Source organism: Burkholderia sp. HI2761 (assembly GCF_002223355.1).
In the GTDB taxonomy this organism is placed as follows: Bacteria; Pseudomonadota; Gammaproteobacteria; order Burkholderiales; family Burkholderiaceae; genus Burkholderia.
Map to the genome: position 1 here is coordinate 44,042 of NZ_NKFN01000007.1, position 25,272 is coordinate 69,313.

Here is a 25,272-nt window from a genome sequence, read left to right on the forward strand (position 1 = left end):
GGACAAGGACACGCACTGCATGGATCGCATCGAAGTGACTGAACAAGGCCGCATCGCCGGCCACCTGATCCGCGGCGTCACACGCGCGCAGAAAACCTTCCGCCCCAGCGACTGGCCCGAACGCCTCGCGGGCGTCATCACGCTGTTCGTCGGCGAGCGACGGCCCGGCTATCCGTGCGCGCTGTCGCGGCTCGCGATGCCGGTCGTCGACGGCGGCGTCAAATGCCTGTTCGTGTCCGACGAATTGCGCGGCGTGTGCGCGGACGCGTTCGACTTCGCGATGCAGTTCGCGGCGGACAACGATCTGCCTGTCGAGCTTCAGACCGCGCCCGCGTTGACGGTGCGCTGACGCGCGGGCCCGCCTGCTTCCTTTTTCCGGTGCGAATGCGCGTGCGCGCAGGCCGCCGCAAGCCCTTTCGGCGACGAAACCGATCGTCAGATTATTGAAGGCTTCGGCGCACGCCTACGCTCCGACAGGGGTTTGCGGCGTAGCCATCAATAAAATTGATCGTCACGATGAAAATTATGCGTTTTCCTTGCAGGTCGCCGTGATGCATAGTTGCGTCGTGTTGACGCACCTTTGAGCCTTTCAGTCATGAACATGCGAATCGAGCCGTCCGTGCTCGCGAACCCCGACCTGCAATTTGCGACGCTTTCGTCGGGCATCAGCCTGCCGTATGTCGAGCGGGGCAGCGGCGCGCCGATGGTGTTCGTGCACGGTTCGCTGTGCGACTACCGCTACTGGGATCCGCAGCTTGCGGCGCTGTCGGCTCATTACCGCTGCATCGCGCCGAGCCTGAGCCACTACTGGCCGGCCGTCGAAGCGGGCATCCAGGACGAGTTCAGCTGGCAGAACCACGTCGACGAGCTCGCCGAATTCATCGACGCACTCGATCTCGGCCCCGTGCATCTGGTCGGCCATTCGCGCGGCGGCAGCGTCGCGTTCAACGTCGCGCGCCAGCATCCGCACCTCGTCGAATCGCTTACGCTCGCCGATCCGGGCGGCCCGCTGCAGCAGCCGGGCGTACGCGAAGCCGCGCTGCCGGCCGCCGCACTCGCACTGCGCACGAAGGCCGTGAATCTGATCGATCGAGGCGAAGTCGAAGCCGGCCTGGAGATGTTCGTCGATTCCGTGAGCCTGCCCGGCGCATGGAAGAAGAGCACGTCGCGCTTTCGCACGATGGCGATCGACAACGCGAGCACGCTGCCGAAGCAACTGCGCGACCCGCTGCCCGCGTATTCGCAACTCGCGGCCGGCGATATCGCATGCCGCACGCTGCTGATCGACGGCCAGCGCAGCCCGAAGATGTTCCGAAGCAACGTCGATACGCTGTCGCAGTGGATCGGCGATGCGCAACGGCAGACCGTCGCCGGTGCGTCGCACGGGATGAATGCGGCGAGCCCGGCGGTATTCAACCGTTACGTGCACGAGTTCGTCGCCGCGTAACGTCGCGGGCGGCATGCGCGCCGCCCGCCTTCCCTGATCGAAGCGAAACGACGCGGCTTGCCCGCATCGGATCGTTTCGCATCCCTCTGCGTCATGCCGCCGGCGCCGCCTTGCGTGTCACCGCATCCGGCAACCCGAACACACTGTCGAACGCCCAGTTGTACGCGAACGTGAAGATCGGGAAGAACACGATCAGCACCGCGTCGTACAGGAGTGCCTGCAGCAGCGACACGTCGAGCCACCATGCGATCAGCGGAATCAGGAACGTCACGAGCGCGACCTGGAATCCGATCGCATGCACGACACGCCTCCCGACAGTGCGCGTGGTGGCCGCGCGCCGCCGCTCCCACGCCTCGAACCCGAGGTTGTACAGGAAATTGACGATGACGCCCGTCGTCGAAATCATCACGCCGAGCAGGCCGCTCGCCGTCGCGCTCGCGCCGCTCAGCATCCCGAGCACCGACGATGCGACGAGGATGCCGAGCACCTCGAACATCACGACGTAGACTATGCGTCTTTTCCATCCTTGCATGACCGCCCCCCTTCGTTTCGAACCAGGTGGCGAGACTACAGCGGGCACTTCGTCCGCCAAAGTCAGGTCCTTTCAATTTTTCTGACAGGAGGCGGCTGACCATGCTGACCAGCGATCACATCGACATGCTGCTGACCGTCATCGACAAAGGCTCGTTCTCGGCCGCCGCGCGCGCGCTCGGCCGCACGCCGTCGGCGGTCAGCATGGCGATCTCTAACCTCGAGGCCGAGCTCGACCTCGTGCTGTTCGACCGCGGCACGCGCGAGCCGACACCGACCGCCGCGATGGCCGCGCTGCTGCCCGACGCGCGCTCGATCTCCGAACGGCTGCATGCGCTGCGTGCGCATGCGCAGCATCTGTCCGAAGGTGTCGAGGACACACTGCGGCTCGGGCTCGCGGCCGAAATCGACGGCACACCCGTCGCGCGCGCGCTGACGGCCGTCGCGGCGAAATATCCGGCGCTCGCGGTCAACCTCGTCACGGCGCCGCAGGATGCGATCGTCGACGCACTGCATCGCGGCGCCGTCGATCTGTGCGTCGCATACGGCGGCCTCGATCTTCATCCGCAGGAACAGATTCACGCGCTGTGGACCGAGACGCTGATCGCGGTCGCCGCGCCCGACCATCCGGCAATTGCCGACGCCGCGCATCCGGAGGCGATCGAACGATTGTCGGGATTTCGGCAGATCGTGATCGCCGATCCGGAGCGACCGTTGACCGACGTCCGGCCCTTGATCGGCAATCGCACGTGGAAGGTGACCGACATGGGGACCGCAATCGCGCTCGTGAAGGCGGGCCATGGCTGGGCGAACCTGCCTGAATCCGTGATCGGCCGACACGTTGCCGACGGCGAACTCGCACCGCTCGTGTTCGCGAACATCCGCAACGGGTTGCCGCTGCCGGTGTATTTGCGGCGGCCGAAACATACGGGGCTCGGCAAGGCGGCGAGCGACCTGGTGCGGGCGCTGCGCGCCGAACGCGCCGACACCTGAGCGCCGCCGCTGACGACAGCCCCCGTCAACGTGCGCGCTTCGCCGCGCGCGGCCGTTTCCCGGTCGGGCCCCGGCGCGTCGCCGCCCCCGCGAACATCGTCATGTCGTGCAGCAGGCAGTTCAGCAACGTATCGGCCGCGACGCCGAGCGGCCTCCCCACCTTCACGAGCAGGCGCGCTTTCGCGGAATCGAACAACGGATGCGCAATCGGCAGCGCAACGAGTTCGCCGCTCTCGAGTTCGCGATACGCGGCGAATGCGCCAATCAACGTAATCCCGTCGTGGCGCTTCACGAAATGGCGCAACACCGCGAGGGAGTTGGTCGTCAGCGTCGGACGGATCGGCAGATTCTCCGTATAGGCGAGCATCTGCGCGACCTGACCGAGGCCGAACGCCGGCGGCATCAGTGCGAGCGGATACTCGCCGAGTTCGTGTGCGCGCACCGCGCCGCCACGCACCGCGAGCGGATGGCCGGCATGAACGAGCGCCACCACCGGCTGTGACGACGTGGCGAGATACGCGATCTCCGGATGGGCCGGCGGGTTGTACGCGAGCCCGATGTGCGCGCGGCTTTCCGCCACTTCCTGCAGCACGTTGTTGACCGGCAGGACGTCGACGATCACGTCGAGCTTCGGATAGCGCATGCAGAAATCGGTCAGCACCTCGTCCATCAGCACGTCGACATAACCCTCGCTGGTGACGATGCGCACCTGGCCGGATTGCAGCCGCCGCAACGCCTGCAGGCGCTCCTCGAACAATTCCTGCTGCGAGCGGCACCCGCGCCAGTACTCGAGCAGATGCGCGGCCGCCTCGGTCGGCCGCACGCCGCGCGCCTGCCGCTCGAACAGCTCGACGCCGATCTCCTCCTCGAGCAGGCGAATCTGCCGCGTGATCACGGACGGCGCGGTATTGATGCTGTCGGCCGCGCCGCGGATGGAGCCGTGCGTCAGCACCTCGTGGAAGTAGCGCAAGCGGCGCTGGTTGAGTTCGCGCATGGAGTGTCCCGTCTGCCTGATGGTCGCCCGGGCGGTTCGCCTGAGCGGTTCGCCAGGTCGTTGCCCATTGAGCAACATTAGATCACTTAAGTTGCTCTTGCTCTGCTTTTTCGGCTCTCCGACGATGCGGCAATCGGAACCCATCCCACAAGACGCTTACGCCACTGGAGAGAGACATGTCCGCCGTCCCATCCTCCCGCCGTTCGGCCACGCACGACAGCGCGCCGGTGCAGGCGCTGTACCGCAAACTGAACTGGCGCCTGCTGCCGCTGCTGTTGCTCTGCTACACGTTCGCGTATCTGGATCGCGTCAACATCGGCTTCGCGAAACTTCACATGCAAAGCGCGCTTGGCTTGTCCGACGCGGCGTATGGCCTCGGCGCGGGCATTTTCTTCCTCGGCTACGTGCTGTTCGAGATTCCGAGCAACCTGATACTGCCGCGGATCGGCGCGCGCAAGACGATCAGCCGGATCATGGTGCTGTGGGGGCTGACGTCCGCCGCCATGATGTTCGTGCACGACTCCACGTCGTTCTACGTGCTGCGCTTTCTGCTCGGCGTGTTCGAGGCCGGCTTCGCGCCTGGCATGATCTTCTACCTGACCTACTGGTACGGCCCGCGCCGCATGGCTGGCGTGATGGCCGTCGTGATGCTGGCCGGGCCGATCGGCGGCATCGTCGGCTCGCCGCTGTCGACCTGGCTGATGACCGCCCTCGATGGCGCACACGGGCTGGCCGGCTGGCAATGGATGTTCGTCGCGGAAGGTTTGCCGTGTGCCGTGCTCGGCCTGCTGGTGCTGAAGATACTGGCCGATCGCCCGGACGATGCGGCGTGGCTGAGCGATCGCGAGAAAAGCCTGCTCGCCACCGAACTGCAGACGCCTTCGGCCGGCCACCACGCGTTCGGGCAGGCGGCGCGCGACCCACGCGTCTACCTGCTGGCCTTCGCGTACTTCACGATGATCTGCGGAATCTATGCGGTCAGCTTCTGGCTGCCGTCGATTCTCAAGGCCAACGGCGTGACCGACACGATGCAGATCGGCTTCTATTCGATGATTCCGTATATCGGCGCCGCCTGCGCGATGCTCGTGATCGGCCGGCGCTCGGATCGTCGCGGCGAGCGCCGCTTGCACAGCGCGGTGTCGGCGCTCGTCGGCGCCGCGGCGCTGGCCGCCGCGACATGGGCCGGCGGCAATCTCGCGGTATCGCTCGCCTGCATGACGATCGCCACGGCGCTGTTGTGGGCCGCCTACACGGTGTTCTGGGCCATCCCGTCGCAATACCTGACAGGCAACGCGGCCGCCGGCGGCATCGCGCTCATCAACACGATCGGCCTGCTTGGCGGCTTCCTCAGCCCGACGCTGATCGGCGAAATCCGCACCGCAACCGGCAGCATGCAGGCGGGGTTGCTCGTGATCGTCGTGCTGATGGTCGCGGGCGCCGTGGCGCTGATCATGAACCGCCTGCCCGCCGCGGCACGGTGACCGGTCGCGCCGCGACGGCACCGTATCGCCCCATGGACCACGCACAGCTGCCTGCTCTAAAGGACTCAGTCTCATGACCCGACGCATTCTCGTTGCCGGTTTCCAGCATGAAACCAACACCTTCGCCCCCACCAAGGCCACCTATGCCAACTTCGAACGCGGCGAAGGGTTTCCCGCGCTGGTGCGCGGCGCCGACGTGCTCGCCCTGCGCGACGTCAACATTCCGGCCGGCGGCTTCATCAACGCGGCCGAGCGGCGCGGCTGGCGCTTGCTGCCGGTGATCTGGGCCGGCGCGAGCCCGTCGGCGCACGTCACCGAGGACGCCTTCGAACGCATCGCCGGCGAGATCGTCGATGCGGCACGACGTGGCGAATGCGACGCTGTGTATCTCGACCTGCACGGCGCGATGGTCGCCGAGCATACGGACGACGGCGAAGGCACCTTGCTCGAGCGCGTCCGCGCCGCGGTCGGTCCGAACGTGCCGGTGGTCGCGTCGCTCGACCTGCACGCGAACGTGACCGACCTGATGCTGAACCGCGCCGACGCGCTGCTTGCCTTTCGCACGTATCCGCACGTCGACATGGCGGAAACCGGCGAACGCGCGGCCGCACTGCTCGAACGCCTGCTCGCTGGCCGCGACCCGCTGCATCGCGCGGCGCGGCGGCTGCCGTTCCTGATCCCGATCAACGGGATGTGCACGCTGCTCGATCCCGCTCGCGCGATGTACGCGCGCCTCGCGGCGCTCGAAGCCGGCGGCGTGGTGTCGCTGTCGTTCGCACCGGGTTTCCCGGCCGCGGATTTCCCGGAATGCGGGCCGGTCATCTGGGGCTATGGCGACGCCGACGCGGTAGAGGCCGCCGTACAGACGCTGTACGACACGATGCTGGCCGACGAGGCGCAGTGGCAGGTGCCGTTCCTGTCGCCGGACGACGCCGTGCGCGAGGCAATGCTGCTCGCAGCGGACGCAAGCAAACCAGTCGTGATCGCCGACACGCAGGACAACCCGGGCGCGGGCGGCGATTCGAATACGACGGGCCTGCTTCGCGCGCTGCTGCGTCATGGCGCGCAGGACGCAGCGCTCGGCCTGCTGTGGGACCCGGCGGCGGTGGCCGCGGCGTGGCGCGCAGGGGTCGGCGCGCGCGTCGACCTGTCGCTCGGCGGTTCGGGCGTGCCCGGCGACGAGCCGCTTCGCACGTGCTTCGAGGTCGTCGCGCTGTCCGACGGAATCTGCCGCTACGACGGCCCGATGATGAACGGCATGCAGGCCGATGTCGGGCCGGTCGCCTGCCTGCGGATCGACGGCGTGCGGATCGTCGTGAGCACCGGCAAGGCGCAGATGCTCGACCGCAATCTGTATCGGGTGGGTGGCGTCGAGCCGGAAGCGATGAAGATCCTCGTCAACAAGAGCTCGGTGCACTTCCGCGCCGATTTCCAGGACATCGCGCATGCGGTGCTGGTCGCCAAGGCGCCGGGACCGATGCAGGCCGATCCGGCCGACCTGCCGTGGACCCGGCTCGCGCGCGGGATGCGAATGAGGCCGATGGGACGCGCGTTTGGCGGCGCGTGATGCGGTGGTGCGGTGGCGCGACCGGTTTCGCTCGGATGCGGCTACGGTGTCACGCGTTGCCGTCCTGCCTGCAGGCTGATCGTCGTCATCCATCGACGGTGCGCGTGGCGGGACGCCGCCGCACCGTCGGAAGGTGCGGGGCGGAACTGACCGTTAGTTGCCAAACGCAGTCAATAAAAAACCCCCGGCATGCAGACCTGAGCCTGCATGCCGGGGGGTTTCGCTTCTCGGCCGGCGAGCGACGAGTCGCAGGCCGTTCGCACTCACCGCGTCGCCACTTCCTGCTTGGCAGTCGCCGCATCGCCGACCGCCGTCGGCGCCGCGCCCCACCCGCCACCCAGCGCGCGGATGAGGTTGACGGTCGACACCGCCTGCGCACCCGTCAACTGATTCGACTGCAATTGCGACTGCAGCACCGACCGCTCGCTGTCGATCACGTCGAGATACGCGACCTCGCCTTCCTGGTACTGCGTCCGCGACAGCGTCGCCGCACGGCGCGACGCGTTGACGGCCGCATCCTGCGCGCGGATCTGGTCGTCGAGCAGGCGCAGGTCGGCGAGATTGTCCTCGACCTCGCGGAACGCGACGAGCACCTGCTGCCGGTAGTTCGCGACCTGTTCGTCGTACTGCGCGCGCGCCTGCTGCACGCCGGCCGCACGACGCCCGCCGTCGAACAGCGGCAGCGTCAGCGCGGTGCCGGCGAACGGCCCGAGCAGGAACGTGCGGCTCGACCACAGGAACAGGTTGCCGAGTGTCGACGCCTCATAGCCGAACGACCCGGTGATATCGAGCTTCGGGAAGTACGCCGACTTCGCGAGCCCGATCCGCGCGTTCGCGGCCGCCATCGCGCGCTCGGCCGCCGACACGTCCGGGCGGCGCTCCAGCAGCGCGGACGGCAGGCCCGGCGGAATCTTCACCGCGACCGGCACGATCGGCGTTTCCTTGAACGCGAAATCCGCGGGCGCCTTGCCAAGCAGGATCGCGAGCGCATGCTCGGACGCCGCGCGCCGGCGCGCGACGCCGACCGCATCGGCCTGCGCGCTGGCCAGCTCGTTCTTCGCGCGCGACACGTCGAGCTCGCTGATATCGCCTTCGTTGAAGCGGCGCTGCACGAGCTTCAATGCCTGGTCGCGCAGTTCGACGGTGCGGCGGTACAGATCCTGGTCCGAATCGAGCTGCCGCAGTTCGAAGTAGTTCTGCGCGACGTCGGCCTGCAGCGCGAGCTGCACCGAGCGGAACAGCGCTTCGCTCTGCGCCTGGTCGGCGCGCGACGCCTCGACGTTGCGGCCGACTCGACCGAACAGGTCAGCTTCGTACGACACCGTGCCCTGGGCGCGCCATAACGTCGCGTTGGTCGGGCCCGTGCCCTGCGGCTGGAGCTGCGACGCCGACGACAGCCCCTCGCGCGTCGGCCCGAACCCGGCGCCAACCTGCGGGAACCATTGCGAGCGCGCCGAACGGGTCGCCGCACGCGCTTCCTCGACCCGCGCGGCCGCGGCCTTCAGGTTCTGGTTCGCGGCGAGCGCCTGCGTCTCGAGCGAATCGAGCACCGGGTCGCCGAACACCTTCCACCATTCGCCGCGATGTTCGCCGTCCGACGGCTCGGCCGTCTTCCACGTGCCGGCCTGCTCGCCGGCGGCGAGGGTCGGCGCTTCCTTGAACGCGGCGGGCGCCGCCGCATCCGGACGCTTGTAATCGGGGCCGACCGCGCACGCGGCGAGCAGCGTCGCGAGCAGGGTGCTCGCGGCCGCCACCTTCGCGAAGCGCATCAGGCCGTTCGTGTTGTGCAAGTTATTCATTTTCTGGTCCTCAAGCATCGGGCGCCGGCACACCGTACCCCGCCGAATCCTTGCCGGCGACGTGGATCTTCCCGCCCGCGAGCGTACGCAGCACGACGTAGAACACCGGCGTCAGCATCAGCCCGAACAGCGTCACGCCGAGCATCCCGAAGAACACCGCGACACCCATCGCATGGCGCATTTCCGAACCGGCGCCCGTCGACGTGACGAGCGGCACCACGCCCATGATGAAGGCGATCGACGTCATCAGGATCGGGCGCAGCCGCAGACGGCTCGCCTCGATCGCGGCCTCGAGCGGCGTCCTGCCGTCGTGTTCGAGCTCGCGCGCGAATTCGACGATCAGGATCGCGTTCTTCGCCGACAGCCCCACCAGCACCATCAGGCCGATCTGCGTGAAGATGTTGTTGTCGCCCTGCGTGAGCCACACGCCCGTCAGCGCCGACAGAATGCTCATCGGCACGATCAGGATCACCGCGAGCGGCAGCGTCAGGCTTTCATACAACGCGGCGAGCACGAGGAACACGAGCAGCACGCTGATCGGGAACACGTACATCGCCGAATCGCCCGCGAGGATCTGCTGGTACGTGAGGTCGGTCCACTCGAAGCGCACGCCGCGCGGCAGCGTTTCGTGCGCGATGCGCTCGACCGCGGCCTGCGCCTGCCCCGACGAGAAGCCGGGCGCCGGGCCGCCGTTGATGTCGGCCGCCGTGTAGCCGTTGTAGCGCACGACCATTTCCGGGCCGAACGTCGGCGTCACGGTGACGAGCGACGACAGCGGCACCATCTCGCCCTTGTCATTGCGCGTCTTCAGTTGCAGGATGTCGTCCGCGCGCTGACGGAACGGCGCATCGGCCTGCACGCGCACCTGGTACACGCGCCCGAAGCGGTTGAAGTCGTTCACGTACAGCGAACCGAGATACACCTGCATCGTGTTGAACACGTCGGTCACCGGCACGCCGAGCTGCTTCGCCTTCACGCGGTCGAGATCGACGTTGAGCTGCGGCACGTTGATCTGGTAGCTCGTGAACAACGGGCCGAGTTCCGGCGCCTGCTGCGCGCGCTTGATGAAGTCGTTGGTCGCATCCGACAGCTTCGCGTAACCGACCGCGCCGCGATCCTCGATCTGCATCTTGAACCCGCCGAGCGTACCGAGGCCCAGCACCGGCGGCGGCGGAAACACCGCGACGAACGAATCCTTCATCGCGCCGTATTTCTGGTTCAGCGCACCGGCGATCGCGCCGGCAGACAGCGCCTTGCCGTGCCGTTCCGCGAACGGCTTCAGCGTGACGAACACGATACCCGCGCTCGAGCTGTTGGTGAAGCCGTTGACCGACAGCCCCGGGAATGCGACCGCGCTCTCGACGCCCGGCTGCTTCAGCGCGATCGAACCCATGTCGCGGATCACCTTCTCGGTGCGGTCGAGCGATGCACCGTTCGGCAGCTGCGCGAACGCAATCAGGTATTCCTTGTCCTGCGCGGGCACGAAGCCGCCCGGCACGACCTTCGATACGAGCACCGTCGCGCCCACCAGCACGAGATACACGCCGAGCATCGCCGTCTTGCGCGACAGCACGCCACGCACGCCGCGGCCGTAGTTCTCCGCACCGCGATGGAACACCTTGTTGAAGCCGCGGAAGAAGCCGCCGAGCACGCGGTTCATCACGCGCGTGAGCCAGTCTTCCTTCTCGCCATGCCCCTTCAGCAGGATCGCTGACAGCGCCGGCGACAGCGTCAGCGAGTTGAACGCCGAGATCACCGTCGAGATCGCGATGGTCATCGCGAACTGCTTGTAGAACTGGCCGGTCAGGCCCGACATGAACGCGAGCGGCACGAACACGGCGACGAGCGTCAGCGCGATCGCGATGATCGGCCCGCTCACTTCCTGCATCGCCTTGTAGGTCGCCTGCCGTGCGGTCATCCCGCCCTCGATGTTGCGCTCGACGTTCTCGACGACGACGATCGCATCGTCGACCACGATCCCGATCGCGAGCACCATCCCGAACAACGACAACGCGTTGATCGAATAGCCGAACGCCAGCAGCAGCGAGAACGTGCCGATGATCGACACCGGCACCGCGATCAGCGGAATCAGCGACGCGCGCCAGGTCTGCAGGAACACGATCACGACGATCACGACCAGCGCGATCGCCTCGAGCAGCGTGTGCACGACGGCCTTGATCGACGAGCGCACGAACTGCGTCGGGTCATAGACGATCTTGTAGTCGATGCCCGCCGGCATGTCCTGCTTCAGCTCCGCCATCGTCTTGCGCACTTCGTCGGAGATCTGCAGCGAGTTCGCGCCCGGCGACTGGTTGATCGCCATCGCGACGGCCGGCTTGTTGTCGAGCAGCGAGCGCAGCCCGTATTCGGATGCGTCGAGCTGGATCCGCGCGATGTCGCGCAGGTGCGTGACGCCGCCGTCCGGCGTCGTCTTCACGACGATGTCGCCGAATTCGTCTTCCGTCTGCAGACGGCCGCGCGCGTTCACCGACAGCTGCAGCGGCGTGCCGGGCAGCGACGGCGATGCGCCGATCACGCCGGCCGCGACCTGCACGTTCTGCTCGCGGATCGCCTGCACGACGTCCTCGGCCGACAGCCCGCGCTGCGCGACCTTCTGCGGATCGAGCCACACGCGCATCGCGTAGTCGCCCGAACCCCACAGCTGCACCTGACCGACGCCCTGGATCCGCGACAGGCGATCCTTCACGTTGATCAGCGCGTAGTTGCGCAGATAGGTCATGTCGTAGCGGTTGTCCGGCGAGATCAGGTGGACCACCATCGTCAGCGTCGGCGAGCTCTTCACCGTGGTGATGCCGAGCCGCTGCACGTCTTCCGGCAAGCGCGGCAGCGCCTGGTTCACGCGGTTCTGCACGAGCTGCGTGGCCTTGTCCGGATCGGTGCCGAGCTTGAACGTGACGGTGATCGTCATGTTGCCGTCGCTGTTCGCCTGCGACTGCATGTAGAGCATGTCCTCGACGCCGTTGATCTGCTCTTCCAGCGGCGACGCGACCGTCTCGGCGATCACTTTCGGGTTCGCGCCCGGGTACTGCGCCTTCACGATCACGGAAGGCGGCACGACTTCCGGATATTCCGAAATCGGCAGCAGGAACATCGCGATCACCCCGCCGAGCAGGATGATCACCGATAGGACTCCTGCAAAGATCGGCCGGTCGATAAAGAATTTTGAAATGTTCATGTGTGGCTCTGTCTGGTTGAACGCGGATGCGAAGCGGGCGCGCCGCTTACGAATCCGCCTTCGCCGGTGCGGCCGGCTTCGCGGTGCTCGCGAGCGGCGCGGACGGCTCGTCGCCGCCCGTCATCGGGACCATGTGCGGCTTCACCTGCTCGCCGGGGCGCACGCGCTGCGTGCCGTTCACGATCACGCGGTCGCCGGCGGCGAGGCCGCTGACGATCACGCGCCGGTTGCCGTGCTGCATCCCCGGCTGCACTTCGCGATACGACACGCGGCCCTGCTGGTCGACGACGAACACGAACTTCTTGTCCTGGTCGGTGTTGATCGCCGCGTCGTCGACGAGCAGTGCCTCGTGCGGCGCGCTGCCGCCCACCTTCACGCGCGCATAGAGGCCCGGGACGAGCGTGCCATCCGCATTGTCGAAGCGTGCGCGCACGCGGATCGTGCCGGACGACGTGTCGAGCCGGTTGTCGACCGAATCGATCTCGCCGCTGCGCGAGTAGCCGGTTTCGTTGGCGAGGCCGAGCTCGACCGGCACCTTGCGGCCGCTGCGCGCGCCGTTGATGTATTGCAGATAGGTCTGTTCGTCCGCGTCGAACGACGCGTAGATCGGCGATACCGACACCAGCGTCGTCAGCGGCGCGGCCGACGCGCCGGCCGACACGACGTTGCCGAGCGTGATCTCCGCGCGCGACACGCGGCCCGATACCGGCGCGGTGATGCGCGTATAGCCGAGGTTGATGCGTGCCGTTTCCAGCGCGGCTTCGGCGGCCTTCAGGTTCGCGTTCGCTTCGCGTGCCGCGTTCTGCTTTTCGTCGTAGTCGCGCTTCGCGATCGCGTTGTCGCCGATCAGCCGCTGCGCGCGCTGCCAGTCGCTCTGCGCGTAGCCGTTGCGTGCCTGCGCGCCCGCGAGCTGCGCGGCGGCGCGGTCGACTTCCGCCTGGTACGGGCGCGGATCGATCACGAACAGCACGTCGCCCTTCTTCACGAGCGCGCCGTCCTTGAAGTTCACCGCGACGATCGTGCCCGACACCTGCGGGCGCACGTCGACTTTCTCGACCGCTTCGAGGCGGCCCGAGTAGCTTTGCCAGTCGGTCACGGTCTGCGGCACGATGGTCGCGACGTCGACTTCGGGCAAGGGCGCCGCGGCTTTTTCGGGCGCGTTCGCGTTCACGCGCATCGCGCCGAACGTGCCGAGGCCGACGACGGCGAGCGTGACGATCGCCGCGGTCGCGATTCGGGAACGGGAGGTGCGTAGGATGGCCATGTGGATCTCCGGTAAACGTGGATTGGTCTGGTTATTCGGAACGGTTCGGCTGGCGCGCCTGGAAGCGGCACTGGAAGAAGCGCACGGCTTCCTCGAACGCGGCTTCGTGCGTGGCGAGCGCGGCGTGCGTGATGTCCGGATAGCGGATCACCTGCGTGAGCACGCCCGACGAAATCAGGCAGCCCGCATATTTCTCCGCCTCGACGTGCAGCACGTCGTTCTGCGCGGTGACGACGAGCGTCGGCGGCAGCCCCGCGAGGCGCACCGATTCGATCGGCGCCGCGTACGGGTGCATGCGCTGCGCCGCCTGCGGCAGGTACGCGCGATAGCAGGCCGCGCATTCGCGCGCGGTGATGTCGGACGCGAGGCGCTCGGCGTCGCCGATGCGCGTCATGCTCGGGTCGAGCATCGGCCCGAACAGCGCCTGCGCGGCGATCGACACTTCACCTCGGTCACGTGCGATGAAGGCCAGGCAGTTCGCGAGCTGGCCGCCCGCGTCGTGCCCCGCGACCCCGATCTTCTTCGGGTTGCCGCCGAACGCGCGGGCGCGCGTCGCGGCCCACACGGCGGCGCGATACGCATCCTCCGGCGCGGCCGGAAAAGGAAAGGCCGGCGCGAGCGAATAATCGACCGACACTACGAGAGCTGGTAAGCGTTCTGCTAAAAAACGCGCGGCGAAATCCGCGTCTTCGAGCGAACCGCGGACGAAGCCGCCGCCGTGGAAATAAAGCACTACTGGCAACCCGGTCTTGTCCGGACGGCGGTAGAGGCGCAGCACGATGTCCTGTGCGTAGCCGGGAATTTCCACTTCGGCAACCGTCAGCGCCGCGCCCGCCAAGGCTTGCGCGGGCAACGCGGCTTTCAGGAATTTGCTGAATTCAGATGCGTCCATGACGATGCAGGATCCATTTCGAGATGGAACGAATTCTGGGTCCGGCAGACATTGGGATAAATGCCTATAATCCGGCAACACAATTCAACGCCCCCGAACAATCCGAGGCTGCGTTCACCCATGAGGTAGCGCAGCCTTGTCGTTCCGGCGGCAAATTAGATTGCGGATAGATTGCGGAGGTTGTGATGGACCGGCTTCAGGCCATGCAGGTGTTTACTCGCGTCGTCGATACAAGCAGCTTCACCAAGGCAGCAGAAACGCTCAGCTTGCCGCGAGCGTCCGTCACGACGATCATCCAGAATCTCGAAGCATTCCTCGGCGTGCGGCTGATGCACCGGACCACGCGCCGGCTCTCGCTCACGCCGGACGGCGCCGCCTACTACGAACGATGCGTGCGGATCCTCGCGGACGTCGAGGAAACCGAAGCAAGCTTCCAGGCCAACAACCGGAAGCCGCACGGAAAGTTGCGTATCGACATGCCGGGCTCGATCGGGCGGCTGCTCGTGATTCCGTCGCTGTGCGAGTTTCATACGCGCTATCCGGACATCGACCTGCAACTCGGCCTGTCCGATCGGCCGGTCGACCTGCTGCAGGAAGGCGTCGACTGCGTGATCCGCGTCGGTGCGCTGCAGGATTCGTCGCTCGTCGCACGCCGCGTCGGCCTGTTCGAATGCGTGACGGTCGCGTCGCCCGACTATCTCGAGCACCACGGCGAGCCGCAGACGATCGACGACCTGAGCCAGCACAAGGCCGTCAACTACTTCTCGAGCCGCACCGGCCGCACGATCGACTGGACGTTCCTGATCGAAGGCAAGGAAGTCGAGATGAAGATGGAAGGCATCGTGTCGGTGAACGACGCGGATGCGTACGTGACGTGCGGGGTCGAGGGCTTCGGCCTGATCCAGCCGCCGCTGTTCATGGTGCTGCCGCACCTGCGCGAAGGCCGGCTCAAGGAAGTACTGCCCGGCCTCAAGCCGCTACCGATGCCGATCTCGGTCGTGTATCCGCACAGCCGGCATCTGTCGCCGAAGGTGCGCGTATTCGTCGACTGGATTGCCGAGGTGTTCGACCGCTGCCCGCTGCTGAGCGGCAAGGGCAGCCTCGACGCGACGTGCAGCAAGCGTACGTTCGAGGAAGCCGAGCGCGCGCCGGTGCTCGATACGCCGGTCATCAACGAGTGGGTCGCCTGAGCGGGGCGCGACCCGCCCCCATCACTTCGGCCGCCACCCGCGAATGAACGCGCCGACTTGGCTGTGCCGCACGGCGCGGCCGGGCTGCACCTCGCGCGCCAGGATCCGCGCAAACTCGTCGCGCTGCAGATTCACGTGCCGCGCGCAATGCTGATCGATCACCCCGATCTGGTGTTTCAGGAACGCGATCGTCAGGACGATGCCATTGCGCACGCTCGCGTGACACCAGGTCAGCAGTTGATATTCGGCGATCTGCATGCGCGCGAGCTGGCGGCGGCGCTGCACCAGCGCCTGCACATGTCCCAGCTGCGGATCGGCCAACGGCGCGACGAGCCGCCCGCCACGCGGATAGCGGTCGAGCGCCCCGGCCAGCGCCGCCAACAGGCGCGCCCGTGCGCCCTTCCCTTCTAGCGAGCCGGCGACGCGGTCCGGAATCCAGTCCCGGGCCTGATGCGGCTTGGCGATGGCCAGCGGCAATCGCAGCGCCTGCAGCACGCACGCCACCTCGCATTCGGGCCCGCCGGCCGACTCCACCACGACAAGCGCCGGCGCCCATTCGGCGATCGCATCCGCGAGCGATTCGATGCCGAACGTCTCGTTGCGGTAGCCGAGGATCACGCTCAGCGACGAAATGCACACCTCGAGCGTCTCGCGCGTCACGCCGATGCCGACATACACGGGCTCGGGCGCCACCCCGTCGTTGTCCCGAGCCGCCATTTCGTCGTTCATGCCCGCTTCCCCTCGGCGTCGGCAACGTCGGCCGCCCCATGGCCGCCGAGGCCGCGCCCAGTTACCAGAATTGTCATAATCAAAAGTAATATGGTCGTATTGGAACCGGTCCCGGTTGCGAGGGCGTCCTCCGCATGGCCATCGCATCGCCGGCCGTTCGTTGAACGCATCGTGCGGCCGGCGCTGGGCCGTGCAGGCAAGATGCCCGGAAGAGGCAAGCGCCTGCACGACTCGAACCCATACTCCCACCGCGATTCGACTCCACCACATAATCAGGAATCCTCAGATTGTTTCGAATCGGTGGACATCGCATCGATGGCGAACCGGCTTCGATCCTGACCGCGCATCCACGCCGGTTCACGACCGACGCCGGACCACGTCTGCCCGGTCTGGGGATTGAAGTACTTGACGCGGCGCTTTCTCGTGGACGGTCCGCCATCGGCGGGGAAGATGTCGCGCGACGTGAAGCCGAACTCTTCGACGCAGCGCCGTACTTCGATCAACACGGTCGCCGCGATGGCGAGACGTTCCCGCTCCAACTGCGCCTCGAGCAACGCTTTTTTTTCGACAAAGGACTTGTAAGTCAACATGACATGCTCCCCGAACCGCTTGTTTCCGTCGTTGCGCCAACCGTCCGACCCGATGACCAAGCGTAATCGCGCCATTCGCGCGCATTGACAACTTTTGTCAACAAAAATCAGCCATCACATTCGCCAAAGACTCTGCAAAATTGATCAATACGTCCAATTTCAAGGATTCGTTGCGTTCAAAATCGTTGACAATTTTTTCGACGCTTCGATGCGAACATCGCGACACATTGCGTGCCGCCGATTGCCGTGTGCCTGCGTCGATCCGCCCGCTCCAGCCTGGATGCTCGATATGTCGTGATCGCCACGACCGATATCGAAGGAGTACGTAACATGAACGTTCTCTATCTCGAGGACGACCCCGCCTATGTCGAACTGGTCACCTCGATACTGGAAACGTCCGGCTATCGCGTGCATGCGGTCGGCAACGGAAACCAGGCGATTCGTCATCTGGAAAGTTCGGTGGTCGATCTGCTGATTCTCGACTGGCTGGTGCCCGGCATGTCCGGCTTCGAAGTGCTTCAATGGACCCGCGAACGGATCGGCGGCCATCTGCCGATCCTGTTCCTGACCCAACGCGCGCGCGACGACGCAGTCTTCTCCGCGATCAACGCGGGCGCGGACGACTACATGGTCAAGCCGATCAATCGATTCGAGCTGCTGGCGCGCACCAACGCGCTGCTCAGGCGCGCGTATCGCGGCGATAGCGGCCGGCACGACACGCTCAGGCTCGGCGGCTACCTGATCGACACGCGGACGCGAACCGTGCTGTTGCATGACGCGCCGATCAAGCTGACCCCGCGGGAATTCGACCTCGCGGTGCTGCTGTTCCGTAATCCCGGCCGCATCATGCCGCGCGATGCGCTGATTCGCTCGCTGTGGGGCCGCGACATGGCCGGCGTGTCGCGCAGCCTCGACACGCATATCTACCGGTTGCGCATGAAGCTCGCGCTGCAGCCGTCGAACGGCGTGCGGCTCAGCGCGGTCTATACGCTGGGTTACCGGCTCGAAGCGATCTGACTCGCCGTCCACCGTCGGGCGGCGCAGCCGGCCGCGTCCGTGGGCACGACGCGCGATGAACGGCACGCGCCGCGGCATCCTGACACCGTGCGCAATGGACTGTTGCTGCACGCGTACCGATCGTCGCGGCGCGCCCCGTCCGACCCGCTGTATCCCGCTGTCAGCCCCACCGAGCAAGGCTGTGCGCATGCCCCCACCGCCCGTGCGGATTCCAATTGTTCCAGTACAGCGACAATTCAATTCGCGGTAGCCGCATTTATCGGCCCGGAACGGACACCTAGAGTAAACCCTGTCGCGCACCTCGTTGCGCATCGAACAGATCCCGCCTCGCGGGACCGGAGTCAGCGCTCAAGCGCCAGCTCCGACATCTCCAGGAGTTACGCCATGAACCGCCGCCATCTTCTCTCGGCCCTTGCTCTTACCCTTGCCGTGTCCGCACCGGCCTTCGCCGATTCGGGCACCCCGCACGCCGGCGACTACGGCAACACATCGTGGTACTCGCAGCACAACGGCCCGCGTACGCGCGCCGAAGTGAGCGCGGAAGTCGAGCAGGCACGCAAGGACGGCACGCTCGCGTACCTGCGCAAGGCGACTTCGTATCCGCAAGGGCTCGAACTCGCGCAAGGCCCGTATCGCCCGACGCCGGAAGGCAATCAGCTCGCCGGCGGGGGCCGGTAAACGCACGACGCCGCGCAACGGATTGCCCCGTGCGCGGCGTCTCGAATCACCTCGTCGACGACTTGCTGAGTCAGTTAGTTGCAGGAGCACATGATGAACGACCCACTTCCTTCGCCGCTCGATCACTGGGACGACACCACGCCGGTGTGGACGCCGTTCCGTTCGGCCTCGCACGTGCATTGACCATTGACCGCCGGCTGAATCATCGTCCGGCGATCAACGGCGCGGCACCCCGTCGCGCCATTCGCCCCAGTGCGTGACGATGTCCTGCACCAGCGGATTGCCCGCGCGGTACAGGTTTTCGGTCGCCGGCGCGAAGCCGCCCTGATCCGCGTAGTTCAGCAGGTTGTCGGCGCTCGTCTGCCCCGCGTACGGCCGGTCGAAATCGGACCCCGTGCGCAGCACGGCGACGCGCGACAGGTCGACCCGCTTCACGCTCGCCGCGCGCTTGAGCGCTTCGTACGTCGCGTTGTCTTCCTGCGCGGTCATGCAGTAGGTGCCCTTGCCGTCCGTCAGGATCTTGGTCCACTGGCGTGCGCGCTCGCCGATCAGCGTGCCCGAGAACCACGTATTGCCCGATGACGTGTCGCACTGGATCACCGTCGGCGGCCGGTTTGCCGGCGCATACGTGAACTTCGCACGCGCCGCCTGCGCCTGTGCGCTGTCCGCCAGCACGACGTTGCGCGACAGCGCGTAGGCGGCGTCGGTCAGTTGCGGGTTGAGCTGGAACACTTCGGTGCGATAGTCGAGCGGCGGCTTGTCGTTCGGACTCTTCGTATTGATGCCGAGATAGCCGGTGTTCCAGCCGGCCGGGATCTCGCGCGCGTCGAGCTCCCATTGCAGGCTGAAATCGACGAGGTATTTCGACCACGCGGCCGATCCGACCGTGCCTTGCGCGGGGTCGACGCCCGCGATGCCCGAGACCAGGAAATACGTGCGGCGCAGATCGAAGCGTTGCGAGAACGTGAGCGCCATGATCGTCGCCGACGCGTTCGCATAGCCCATGCCGGTCGTGACCACGCACACGTCCTGCTTGTTGCAGTGGACGGCCGGATAGTCGGGCGACAGGCCCGGCACGGTGATGTCGCGCCACGGGCCGAGCCGGTCGAGCCACGCCTGGCCCTCCGGCCCGAACATCGTGATGATCATGACCTTGACCGGGCGGCCATGCGAGCCGGTCTCGGCGAATGCCGCGTTGCCTGCATCGTTGCCCGGGTTGTCCTGCGCGATCGACGGCGCGGTCGCACAGGCGGCCAGCGAGAATGCGGCGGCGGAAAGAATGGAGCGAGTCAGCATCGGCGTTCCTTGTTTCGGTGATGTTGGGTGAGAACGGCTGTCGGAGACTGCGCGACGAGTATAGAACGGGCGTGCGCGGTGCGGAACCCGACTACGAAACGACTGGCGGTGTTTCGTGCGAACGGATGCGTGTTGCGTGACGGAAAATCGCGCGTTCGTCGCCGTGTTGCAAACATCAGGAATGCTATCGGGTTCGCCGCCACGTGCGACGTCGGCTGCTTCTCGCCGCGCTACACGCGCATCAACGCCGCGACGCCGATCATCAGCGCGACGGGCCCGACCGACAGCGCGATCATCAGCCCGAACAGGAAGTCGTTCATCGGTCGTCGATGCCTTCGAGGAAAGGCATCGATTCTATCGACCGACGGCACTCCAGCACGAGAAAACCCGCGTCAAGCGACGTCGACGCGTGAAGGCCCGTCCACCATCTCGCCGATCACGGCCGCGCGGTCGAAACCGTCGGCGCGGAAGCAGGCGAGCACGTCGTCGACCGCTTCCGGCGTGCACGCCACCAGCAACCCGCCCGACGTCTGCGGATCGGTCAGCAACGCCTGCGCGACGGGCGGCAGCCCGTCGGCGAGCCGCACATCGGTGCCGTACGCGGCCCAGTTTCGGCCCGATGCGCCTGTGAACACGCCGTCGGCAACGAACGTCTCGACGCCCGCGAGCCACGGCAGCGACGCATAGTGCACGCGCGCGGTGAGCTGCGCGCCGCGCGCCAGTTCGAGCGTATGGCCGAGCAGCCCGAAACCCGTGACGTCGGTCAGCGCATGCACGCCCGGCAGCGCGGCAAGCTCGGCGCCCGGCCGGTTCAGCTTGGTGGTCGTCGCGACCATTTGCGCGTAACCGTCGGCATCGAGCTGGTTCTTCTTCAGCGCGGCCGACAGTACGCCGACGCCGAGCGGCTTGCCGAGCACGAGCACGTCGCCCGCGCGCGCGGCCGCGTTGCGCTTCACGCGCGACGGATGCACGACGCCGATCGCCGCGAGCCCGTAGATCGGCTCGACCGAATCGATCGAATGGCCGCCCGCGACCGGAATGCCGGCATCCGCGCACACCGATTCGCCGCCGCGCAGCACGGCAGCGATCGTCTCGTGCGGCAACACGTTGATCGGCATGCCGACCAGCGCAAGCGCGAGGATCGGCTTGCCGCCCATCGCGTAGACGTCGGACAGCGCATTGGTCGCCGCGATGCGGCCGAAGTCGAACGGATCGTCGACGATCGGCATGAAGAAATCGGTGGTCGCGACGATCGCCTGCTCGTCGTTGAGCCGGTAGACGGCCGCGTCGTCGGACGTCTCGGTGCCGACCAGCAGGTCCGGGAACAGCGCGGGCGGCGTCGCGCGCTTGAGCAGCTCGGACAGCACGCCCGGCGCGATCTTGCAGCCGCAGCCGCCCCCGTGCGACAGGCTCGTGAGGCGCGGAACGGCAGGCGGGGTAAGGGTGGCTTCGGTCATCGTCGGCATCCGGTGAATACGGTGAATAACAACGCTCCATTATCGACAATTCCGCGCGAACGCGCCCGATACCCACATAATTGACGGCCCTTGCCCGCTCCCGCCCTCGCTCGCACCTTCATTGATCGATGGATCACCTCTTCATCGCCCTCGTGCTGTGCTCGGCTCTCCTGCACGCGATCTGGAACGCGTTCCTCCACGTCAGCGAAGACCGGCTGGTGCAACTCGGCACGATGGCGCTGCCGTATCTCGCGTTCGGCATCGCCGGCGCCGTGCTGCTGCCCGCGCCGGCGCCCGCCGCATGGCCGTACGTCGCCGCGTCGGCCGTACTCGAGGTCGCGTACTGCTTCACGCTGGCGCGCGCGTACCGCAGCGGCGAATTCGGGCAGATCTATCCGATCGCGCGCGGAATCTCGCCGCTGCTCGTTTCGGTGCTCGCGTTCGCGATGCTGCACGAGCGACCGACGCCGTTCGGCTTCGCGGGCATCGCGCTCGTATCGTTCGGCATCATGTCGCTCGCGCTGCGGCGTGGCTTGCGGTTCTCCGGCGAAGGCGTGCCGTATGCGCTGCTCACGGGCGTGTTCATCGCCGCGTATTCGATCTGCGACGGGATCGGCTCGCGCGTGTCCGGCAGCGCGCTCGGCTACATCGCGTGGGTGTACCTGCTGTGGAGCGTGCCGCAGCTCGTGCTGGTCTGTGCGTGGCGCGGCGGCCCGCGCGCGGTGCTCGGCTCGCGCACCGCGCTCACGCAGGGCGCAATCGCGGGCACGATCTCGCTCGCCGCGTACGGGATCGTGATCCTCGCGTACCGGCACCTGCCGGTCGCGACCGTGTCGGCGCTGCGCGAGACCAGCTCGATCTTCGCGGTCGCGATCGGCTGGGTCGTGATGCGCGAGCGTCCAGGCCCGCAGCGGCTCGTCGCGTGCGCGCTGGTGGTGGCGGGCGCGGCACTGATTCGCCTTTGAGCAGAACCGGCGCGCCCGCGGCGTCGCGCGCCGGCGTCAGAACTTGTGGCGAATGCCCGTCACGGCAACGATCTGCGTACGCGTGCTCGACGGATTCGCGATCCCTTCGATCGCGGCCACCGCGTTCGACGACGCGCGCTGGTAGAACGCATTCACGTAGACGTCGGTGCGCTTCGACAGGAAGTACTGCACACCGACACTCGTCTGCAGATAGTGCGAGTTCGGCTTCGGCCCCTGCGACGCGAGCACCTGCGTGTAGGTTTCGCCCAACGCGAACTGCAGCGCGGGCGTCATCAGGTAGCGCACGCTGCCCTCGTAGTTGTTGAAGCGCATCGCTCCGCCCGTCTGCAGGTTGAACAGCGAGCTCGTGTACAGCAGCCCGAACGTCGCGGCGCCCCACGCGTACGCGCCGCCCGCGCCCCAGATTTGCTGGCGCGCCACGCCCTTGATGAACGTGTAGTAGTTGTCGGATGCCGCCGCACCGCTCGTGTCGAGCGCCGGATGATCGACGCGCACATATGCCGCGCCGAGTTGCAGCGGCCCGTTCTCGTAGCTCGCGCCAATGCTCCACACGCGATTTTCCGCGAACGACGTCGAATTCGAGAAACCGTACAGGCCCACCGCGCGCAGGCCGTACCAGGTGGGTGTCTGATACTGCACCGCGTTGTTGGTGCGGAACGTATTGTTCAGGTCGTCGGTGTCGAAGGGATGCAGTGCGTACTGAGTGAGCGCGGTGGTCGCGCCGATCTGCAGCGGCTCCAGGATTTCCTGCGCCGCGTTGTACTGGCGCCCCATCGTCAGCGTGCCCCAGCGGTCGTTTTCCAGCCCCACGTATGCGCGACGCCCGAACAGCCGCCCGCCCTGGCTCGCGGCACCGGTCTCGAGATTGAAGCCGTTCTCCAGCCGGAACACCGCGCGCGTGCCGCCGCCAAGATCCTCCTTGCCGAGCAGCCCCCAGCGCGTGCCCTGCTCGTTGCCGCCGGTCGCCTGCCACGCGGCATGCCCGTTCTGATTGTTCGTGTACGTGATCCCCGCATCGACGACGCCATACAGCGTCACGCTCGACTGCGCATGCACGAGCGGGACGCCCGCTGCCATTGCAACGCCTGCCAGCACCATCGTCATCTCTTTCCGCTTCATCTCCGACCCCTTTTGTCCATTGCATATCGAGCGTGATTTATTTCTCGCGCGACGTGTTTTATTGAATAAAACATGGTCTTATTAATTGTGGGATTTGGGGATTTGAAGCGTCAAGCCGCGCCAAAAAATGCCGACAGGCGTCGATACGATCGTGTGTGCTCGGCGTTTCAAGCAATGAAACGACGTCAATGTGGATGGGCTTTTCGGGCGAGTCAGGAGCCATAACTCCCGCGCCGAAAAAAGCCCTTGACCGCAATTTTCTGCCGTTGTGAAATATTGATACGCTGTTTTAATAAATAAAACGCGCTGCCCGAATGCCGCGAGAAACTAGGTAAAGAACCTGATCCCATGCTGACGTTTAATTGCAACACCGCTGCTGCCGGCGAATCGCCCGCGTATCGCGTCGCGCTGCCAACAGCGCCGGCGCTGCCGATCGTCGTCGATTCGCCGCACAGCGGCATCGCGTATCCGCCCGACTTCTCCACGGTCGCGCCGGACGACGCGATCCGCACGACGTGGGACGCGTACGTCGACGAACTGTGGGGTGGCGCCCCCGCGTGCGGCGCGACGCTGCTCGGCGCGACGTTTCCGCGTGCATACATCGATCCGAACCGCGCTGAAGCCGACATCGACGCGGCACTGCTCGCCGAACCCTGGCCCGAGCCGCTTGCGCCGCAGCCGTACACGCAGCGCGGGATGGGGCTGATCCGGCGCGACGCGCTGCCCGGCGTACCGCTGTATGACCGCAAGCTGTCGCTCGCGGAAGTGCGGCACCGGATCGATGCGTACTACCGGCCGTACCGCCGCGCGCTCGCGTGCATCGGCGAACCGCTGCACGCCGCGCATCGCGCGCTGTGGCACATCGATTGCCACTCGATGAAATCGCGCGGCAACGCGATGAACGTCGACGCGGGCGCGTTGCGGCCGGACGTCGTGATCAGCGACCGGCGCGGCACGACAGCCGACCCGGCCTTCACCGCGTGGACGGCACGGTGGTTCGCCGAGGCCGGCTATCGCGTGCAGGTGAACGACCCATACCAGGGCGGCGACCTGCTGACCGCGCTCGCCGATCCGGCGCGGCAGCGCCACAGCATCCAGATCGAATTCAACCGCGCGCTGTACATGGACGAAGCGGCGTTCGCGAAACACGCGGGCTTCGCCGCGCTGAAACGCTCGGTCGACGCGTACCTCGACGCGCTCGCCGGCTACGTTCGCGCGCGCCTTGCCTCGCCGGGAGACCCCGCATGACGACCTACATCGTCGACGCCGTCGACAGCGCGCTGAAGCTGCTGACCTACGTGGCCGAGCATCCGAACCTCGGCGTGACCGAGCTGGCATCGCAACTCGGCATCAACAAGTCGCGCACGTACCGGATGCTGTGCACGCTCGAGCTGCACCGCTTCGTCGTGCAGGACCCGCGCATGTCCACCTACGCGCTCGGCCCGCAGGCGTTCGTGATCGGCGTGGCCGCGTCGCAGCAGAACGCACTGGTGCGCGCCGCGCACCGGCACATGCTGGCGCTCAATCAGGCGATCAACGAAACCGTCGTGCTGCGCGTGCGCGAAGGGCTCGAATCGGTGTGCGTCGGGCGTTGCGAAACGACGCATGCGGTGCGCACCGTCGGCGCGGTCGGCAACCGCCGGCCGATCAATTTCGGCGCATCGGGCAAGGTGCTGCTCGCGTTCGCGCCCGACGCAGTGCGCGACGAATATCTCGCGCAGCTGCGCAGAAGCGGGCAGGCCGACGCGCCGCCGAAACTCGCGGGCGAACTCGACGCGGTCGCGCGCAAGGGCTACGCGGTGAGCAGCGGCGAGGTGACGCCCGGCGCGGTCGGGATCGCGGTGCCGGTGCGCGACCTGACGGGCGCGACGGTCGCATCGGTCAGCGTGACGGGGCCGGAGGTGCGCATCAGCCACGCCGACATTCCCGACTACCTCGAACGTCTGCAGGCGTGCAGCCACGCCATTTCCGCCGAACTCGGCTACGTCCCGGCGCGCGCCGCGCTGCAACCGGCCTGACGGCCCGCTCCCTCACCGACGAGAATCC

The 25,272-nt window shown here is 66.7% G+C and carries 22 protein-coding genes and 1 pseudogene; 11 read left to right on the forward strand and 12 right to left on the reverse strand.

What is annotated here, in order from left to right:
* Positions 1–19 precede the first annotated feature (19 nt).
* Together CFB46_RS17720 and CFB46_RS17725 are read left to right on the forward strand one after the other, a co-directional pair.
* Positions 20–349, forward strand: a complete 330-nt coding sequence (locus CFB46_RS17720; RefSeq protein WP_089500677.1) for a DUF3579 domain-containing protein — start codon at positions 20–22, stop codon at positions 347–349.
* 246 nt (positions 350–595) lie between these two features.
* Complete coding sequence (locus tag CFB46_RS17725; RefSeq protein ID WP_089500678.1) at positions 596–1,447, forward strand: alpha/beta fold hydrolase; 852 nt, start codon at positions 596–598, stop codon at positions 1,445–1,447.
* A gap of 91 nt (positions 1,448–1,538) precedes the next feature.
* Here the strand turns inward: CFB46_RS17725 and CFB46_RS17730 are convergent, their stop codons facing one another.
* Positions 1,539–1,979, reverse strand: coding sequence for a PACE efflux transporter (locus CFB46_RS17730; protein ID WP_089500679.1), 441 nt, complete (start codon positions 1,977–1,979; stop codon positions 1,539–1,541).
* A 101-nt stretch (positions 1,980–2,080) separates the two neighbouring features.
* Here CFB46_RS17730 and CFB46_RS17735 point away from each other — a divergent pair, with 101 nt between their 5' ends.
* On the forward strand, positions 2,081–2,971 hold the full coding sequence (locus tag CFB46_RS17735; protein ID WP_089500680.1) for a LysR family transcriptional regulator: 891 nt from the start codon (positions 2,081–2,083) through the stop codon (positions 2,969–2,971).
* A 25-nt stretch (positions 2,972–2,996) separates the two neighbouring features.
* Here the strand turns inward: CFB46_RS17735 and CFB46_RS17740 are convergent, their stop codons facing one another.
* A complete protein-coding gene (locus CFB46_RS17740) occupies positions 2,997–3,965 on the reverse strand; it encodes a LysR family transcriptional regulator (RefSeq protein WP_027781538.1) in 969 nt (322 codons plus the stop codon).
* A 176-nt stretch (positions 3,966–4,141) separates the two neighbouring features.
* On the opposite strand from CFB46_RS17740, the gene CFB46_RS17745 reads away from it, so the two are divergent.
* Both CFB46_RS17745 and CFB46_RS17750 read left to right on the forward strand, forming a co-directional pair.
* Entirely contained in the window at positions 4,142–5,446 is a 1,305-nt protein-coding gene (locus tag CFB46_RS17745) for an MFS transporter (RefSeq protein WP_089500681.1), read from the forward strand.
* 73 nt (positions 5,447–5,519) lie between these two features.
* Positions 5,520–7,013 carry a M81 family metallopeptidase gene (locus CFB46_RS17750; RefSeq protein ID WP_089500682.1) on the forward strand — a complete coding sequence of 498 codons (1,494 nt, stop codon included), beginning with the start codon at positions 5,520–5,522 and terminating at the stop codon, positions 7,011–7,013.
* Between the two features lie 263 nt (positions 7,014–7,276).
* Here CFB46_RS17750 and opcM read toward each other — a convergent pair whose 3' ends face one another.
* Genes opcM through CFB46_RS17770 form a run of 4 tightly spaced genes read right to left on the reverse strand, consistent with a single transcriptional unit; the run spans position 7,277 to position 14,164 of the window.
* Positions 7,277–8,812: a multidrug efflux transporter outer membrane subunit OpcM gene (gene opcM / locus CFB46_RS17755; protein WP_089502231.1), complete on the reverse strand. Its 1,536-nt coding sequence runs from the start codon at positions 8,810–8,812 to the stop codon at positions 7,277–7,279.
* Positions 8,813–8,822: 10 nt separating this feature from the next.
* Positions 8,823–12,008: a multidrug efflux RND transporter permease subunit CeoB gene (ceoB, locus tag CFB46_RS17760; protein WP_089500683.1), complete on the reverse strand. Its 3,186-nt coding sequence runs from the start codon at positions 12,006–12,008 to the stop codon at positions 8,823–8,825.
* Between the two features lie 46 nt (positions 12,009–12,054).
* A complete protein-coding gene (ceoA, locus tag CFB46_RS17765; RefSeq protein ID WP_027781543.1) occupies positions 12,055–13,272 on the reverse strand; it encodes a multidrug efflux RND transporter periplasmic adaptor subunit CeoA in 1,218 nt (405 codons plus the stop codon).
* Between the two features lie 31 nt (positions 13,273–13,303).
* Positions 13,304–14,164, reverse strand: a complete 861-nt coding sequence (locus tag CFB46_RS17770; RefSeq protein ID WP_027781544.1) for an alpha/beta hydrolase — start codon at positions 14,162–14,164, stop codon at positions 13,304–13,306.
* Between the two features lie 185 nt (positions 14,165–14,349).
* Between CFB46_RS17770 and ceoR the strand changes: the two genes are divergently transcribed.
* Positions 14,350–15,354: a putative multidrug efflux transcriptional regulator CeoR gene (gene ceoR / locus CFB46_RS17775; protein WP_027781545.1), complete on the forward strand. Its 1,005-nt coding sequence runs from the start codon at positions 14,350–14,352 to the stop codon at positions 15,352–15,354.
* A 21-nt stretch (positions 15,355–15,375) separates the two neighbouring features.
* Here the strand turns inward: ceoR and CFB46_RS17780 are convergent, their stop codons facing one another.
* Together CFB46_RS17780 and CFB46_RS17785 are read right to left on the reverse strand one after the other, a co-directional pair.
* Positions 15,376–16,083 (reverse strand): hypothetical protein, encoded by a 708-nt coding sequence (locus CFB46_RS17780; protein ID WP_089500684.1) that lies wholly within the window; start codon positions 16,081–16,083, stop codon positions 15,376–15,378.
* A 272-nt stretch (positions 16,084–16,355) separates the two neighbouring features.
* Entirely contained in the window at positions 16,356–16,673 is a 318-nt protein-coding gene (locus CFB46_RS17785) for an H-NS histone family protein (RefSeq protein ID WP_089502232.1), read from the reverse strand.
* 330 nt (positions 16,674–17,003) lie between these two features.
* On the opposite strand from CFB46_RS17785, the gene CFB46_RS17790 reads away from it, so the two are divergent.
* The gene (locus tag CFB46_RS17790) at positions 17,004–17,690 is read left to right on the forward strand and encodes a response regulator transcription factor (RefSeq protein WP_027781547.1); all 687 of its coding nucleotides are present in this window, start codon (positions 17,004–17,006) and stop codon (positions 17,688–17,690) included.
* 384 nt (positions 17,691–18,074) lie between these two features.
* On the forward strand, positions 18,075–18,368 hold the full coding sequence (locus tag CFB46_RS17795; protein WP_089500685.1) for a DUF4148 domain-containing protein: 294 nt from the start codon (positions 18,075–18,077) through the stop codon (positions 18,366–18,368).
* A gap of 216 nt (positions 18,369–18,584) precedes the next feature.
* Here CFB46_RS17795 and CFB46_RS17800 read toward each other — a convergent pair whose 3' ends face one another.
* From CFB46_RS17800 to selD, 3 genes and pseudogenes are all read right to left on the reverse strand, one after another.
* Entirely contained in the window at positions 18,585–19,664 is a 1,080-nt protein-coding gene (locus tag CFB46_RS17800; protein ID WP_089500686.1) for a purine-nucleoside phosphorylase, read from the reverse strand.
* Between the two features lie 257 nt (positions 19,665–19,921).
* Positions 19,922–19,984: pseudogene (locus CFB46_RS35340) on the reverse strand (LysE family translocator); the annotation flags it as partial.
* A 72-nt stretch (positions 19,985–20,056) separates the two neighbouring features.
* Positions 20,057–21,121: a selenide, water dikinase SelD gene (selD, locus tag CFB46_RS17805; RefSeq protein WP_089502233.1), complete on the reverse strand. Its 1,065-nt coding sequence runs from the start codon at positions 21,119–21,121 to the stop codon at positions 20,057–20,059.
* A gap of 128 nt (positions 21,122–21,249) precedes the next feature.
* Here selD and CFB46_RS17810 point away from each other — a divergent pair, with 128 nt between their 5' ends.
* A complete protein-coding gene (locus tag CFB46_RS17810) occupies positions 21,250–22,086 on the forward strand; it encodes a DMT family transporter (protein WP_027781552.1) in 837 nt (278 codons plus the stop codon).
* A 36-nt stretch (positions 22,087–22,122) separates the two neighbouring features.
* On the opposite strand, the gene CFB46_RS17815 is transcribed toward CFB46_RS17810, so the two are convergent.
* Positions 22,123–23,226, reverse strand: coding sequence for a porin (locus tag CFB46_RS17815; RefSeq protein ID WP_089500687.1), 1,104 nt, complete (start codon positions 23,224–23,226; stop codon positions 22,123–22,125).
* Positions 23,227–23,574: 348 nt separating this feature from the next.
* Here CFB46_RS17815 and CFB46_RS17820 point away from each other — a divergent pair, with 348 nt between their 5' ends.
* Positions 23,575–24,474: an N-formylglutamate amidohydrolase gene (locus tag CFB46_RS17820; RefSeq protein ID WP_089500688.1), complete on the forward strand. Its 900-nt coding sequence runs from the start codon at positions 23,575–23,577 to the stop codon at positions 24,472–24,474.
* Positions 24,471–25,244, forward strand: coding sequence for an IclR family transcriptional regulator (locus CFB46_RS17825; protein ID WP_089500689.1), 774 nt, complete (start codon positions 24,471–24,473; stop codon positions 25,242–25,244). The genes CFB46_RS17820 and CFB46_RS17825 overlap by 4 nt, the downstream gene beginning before the upstream one ends.
* The last annotated feature ends 28 nt before the right edge of the window (positions 25,245–25,272 follow it).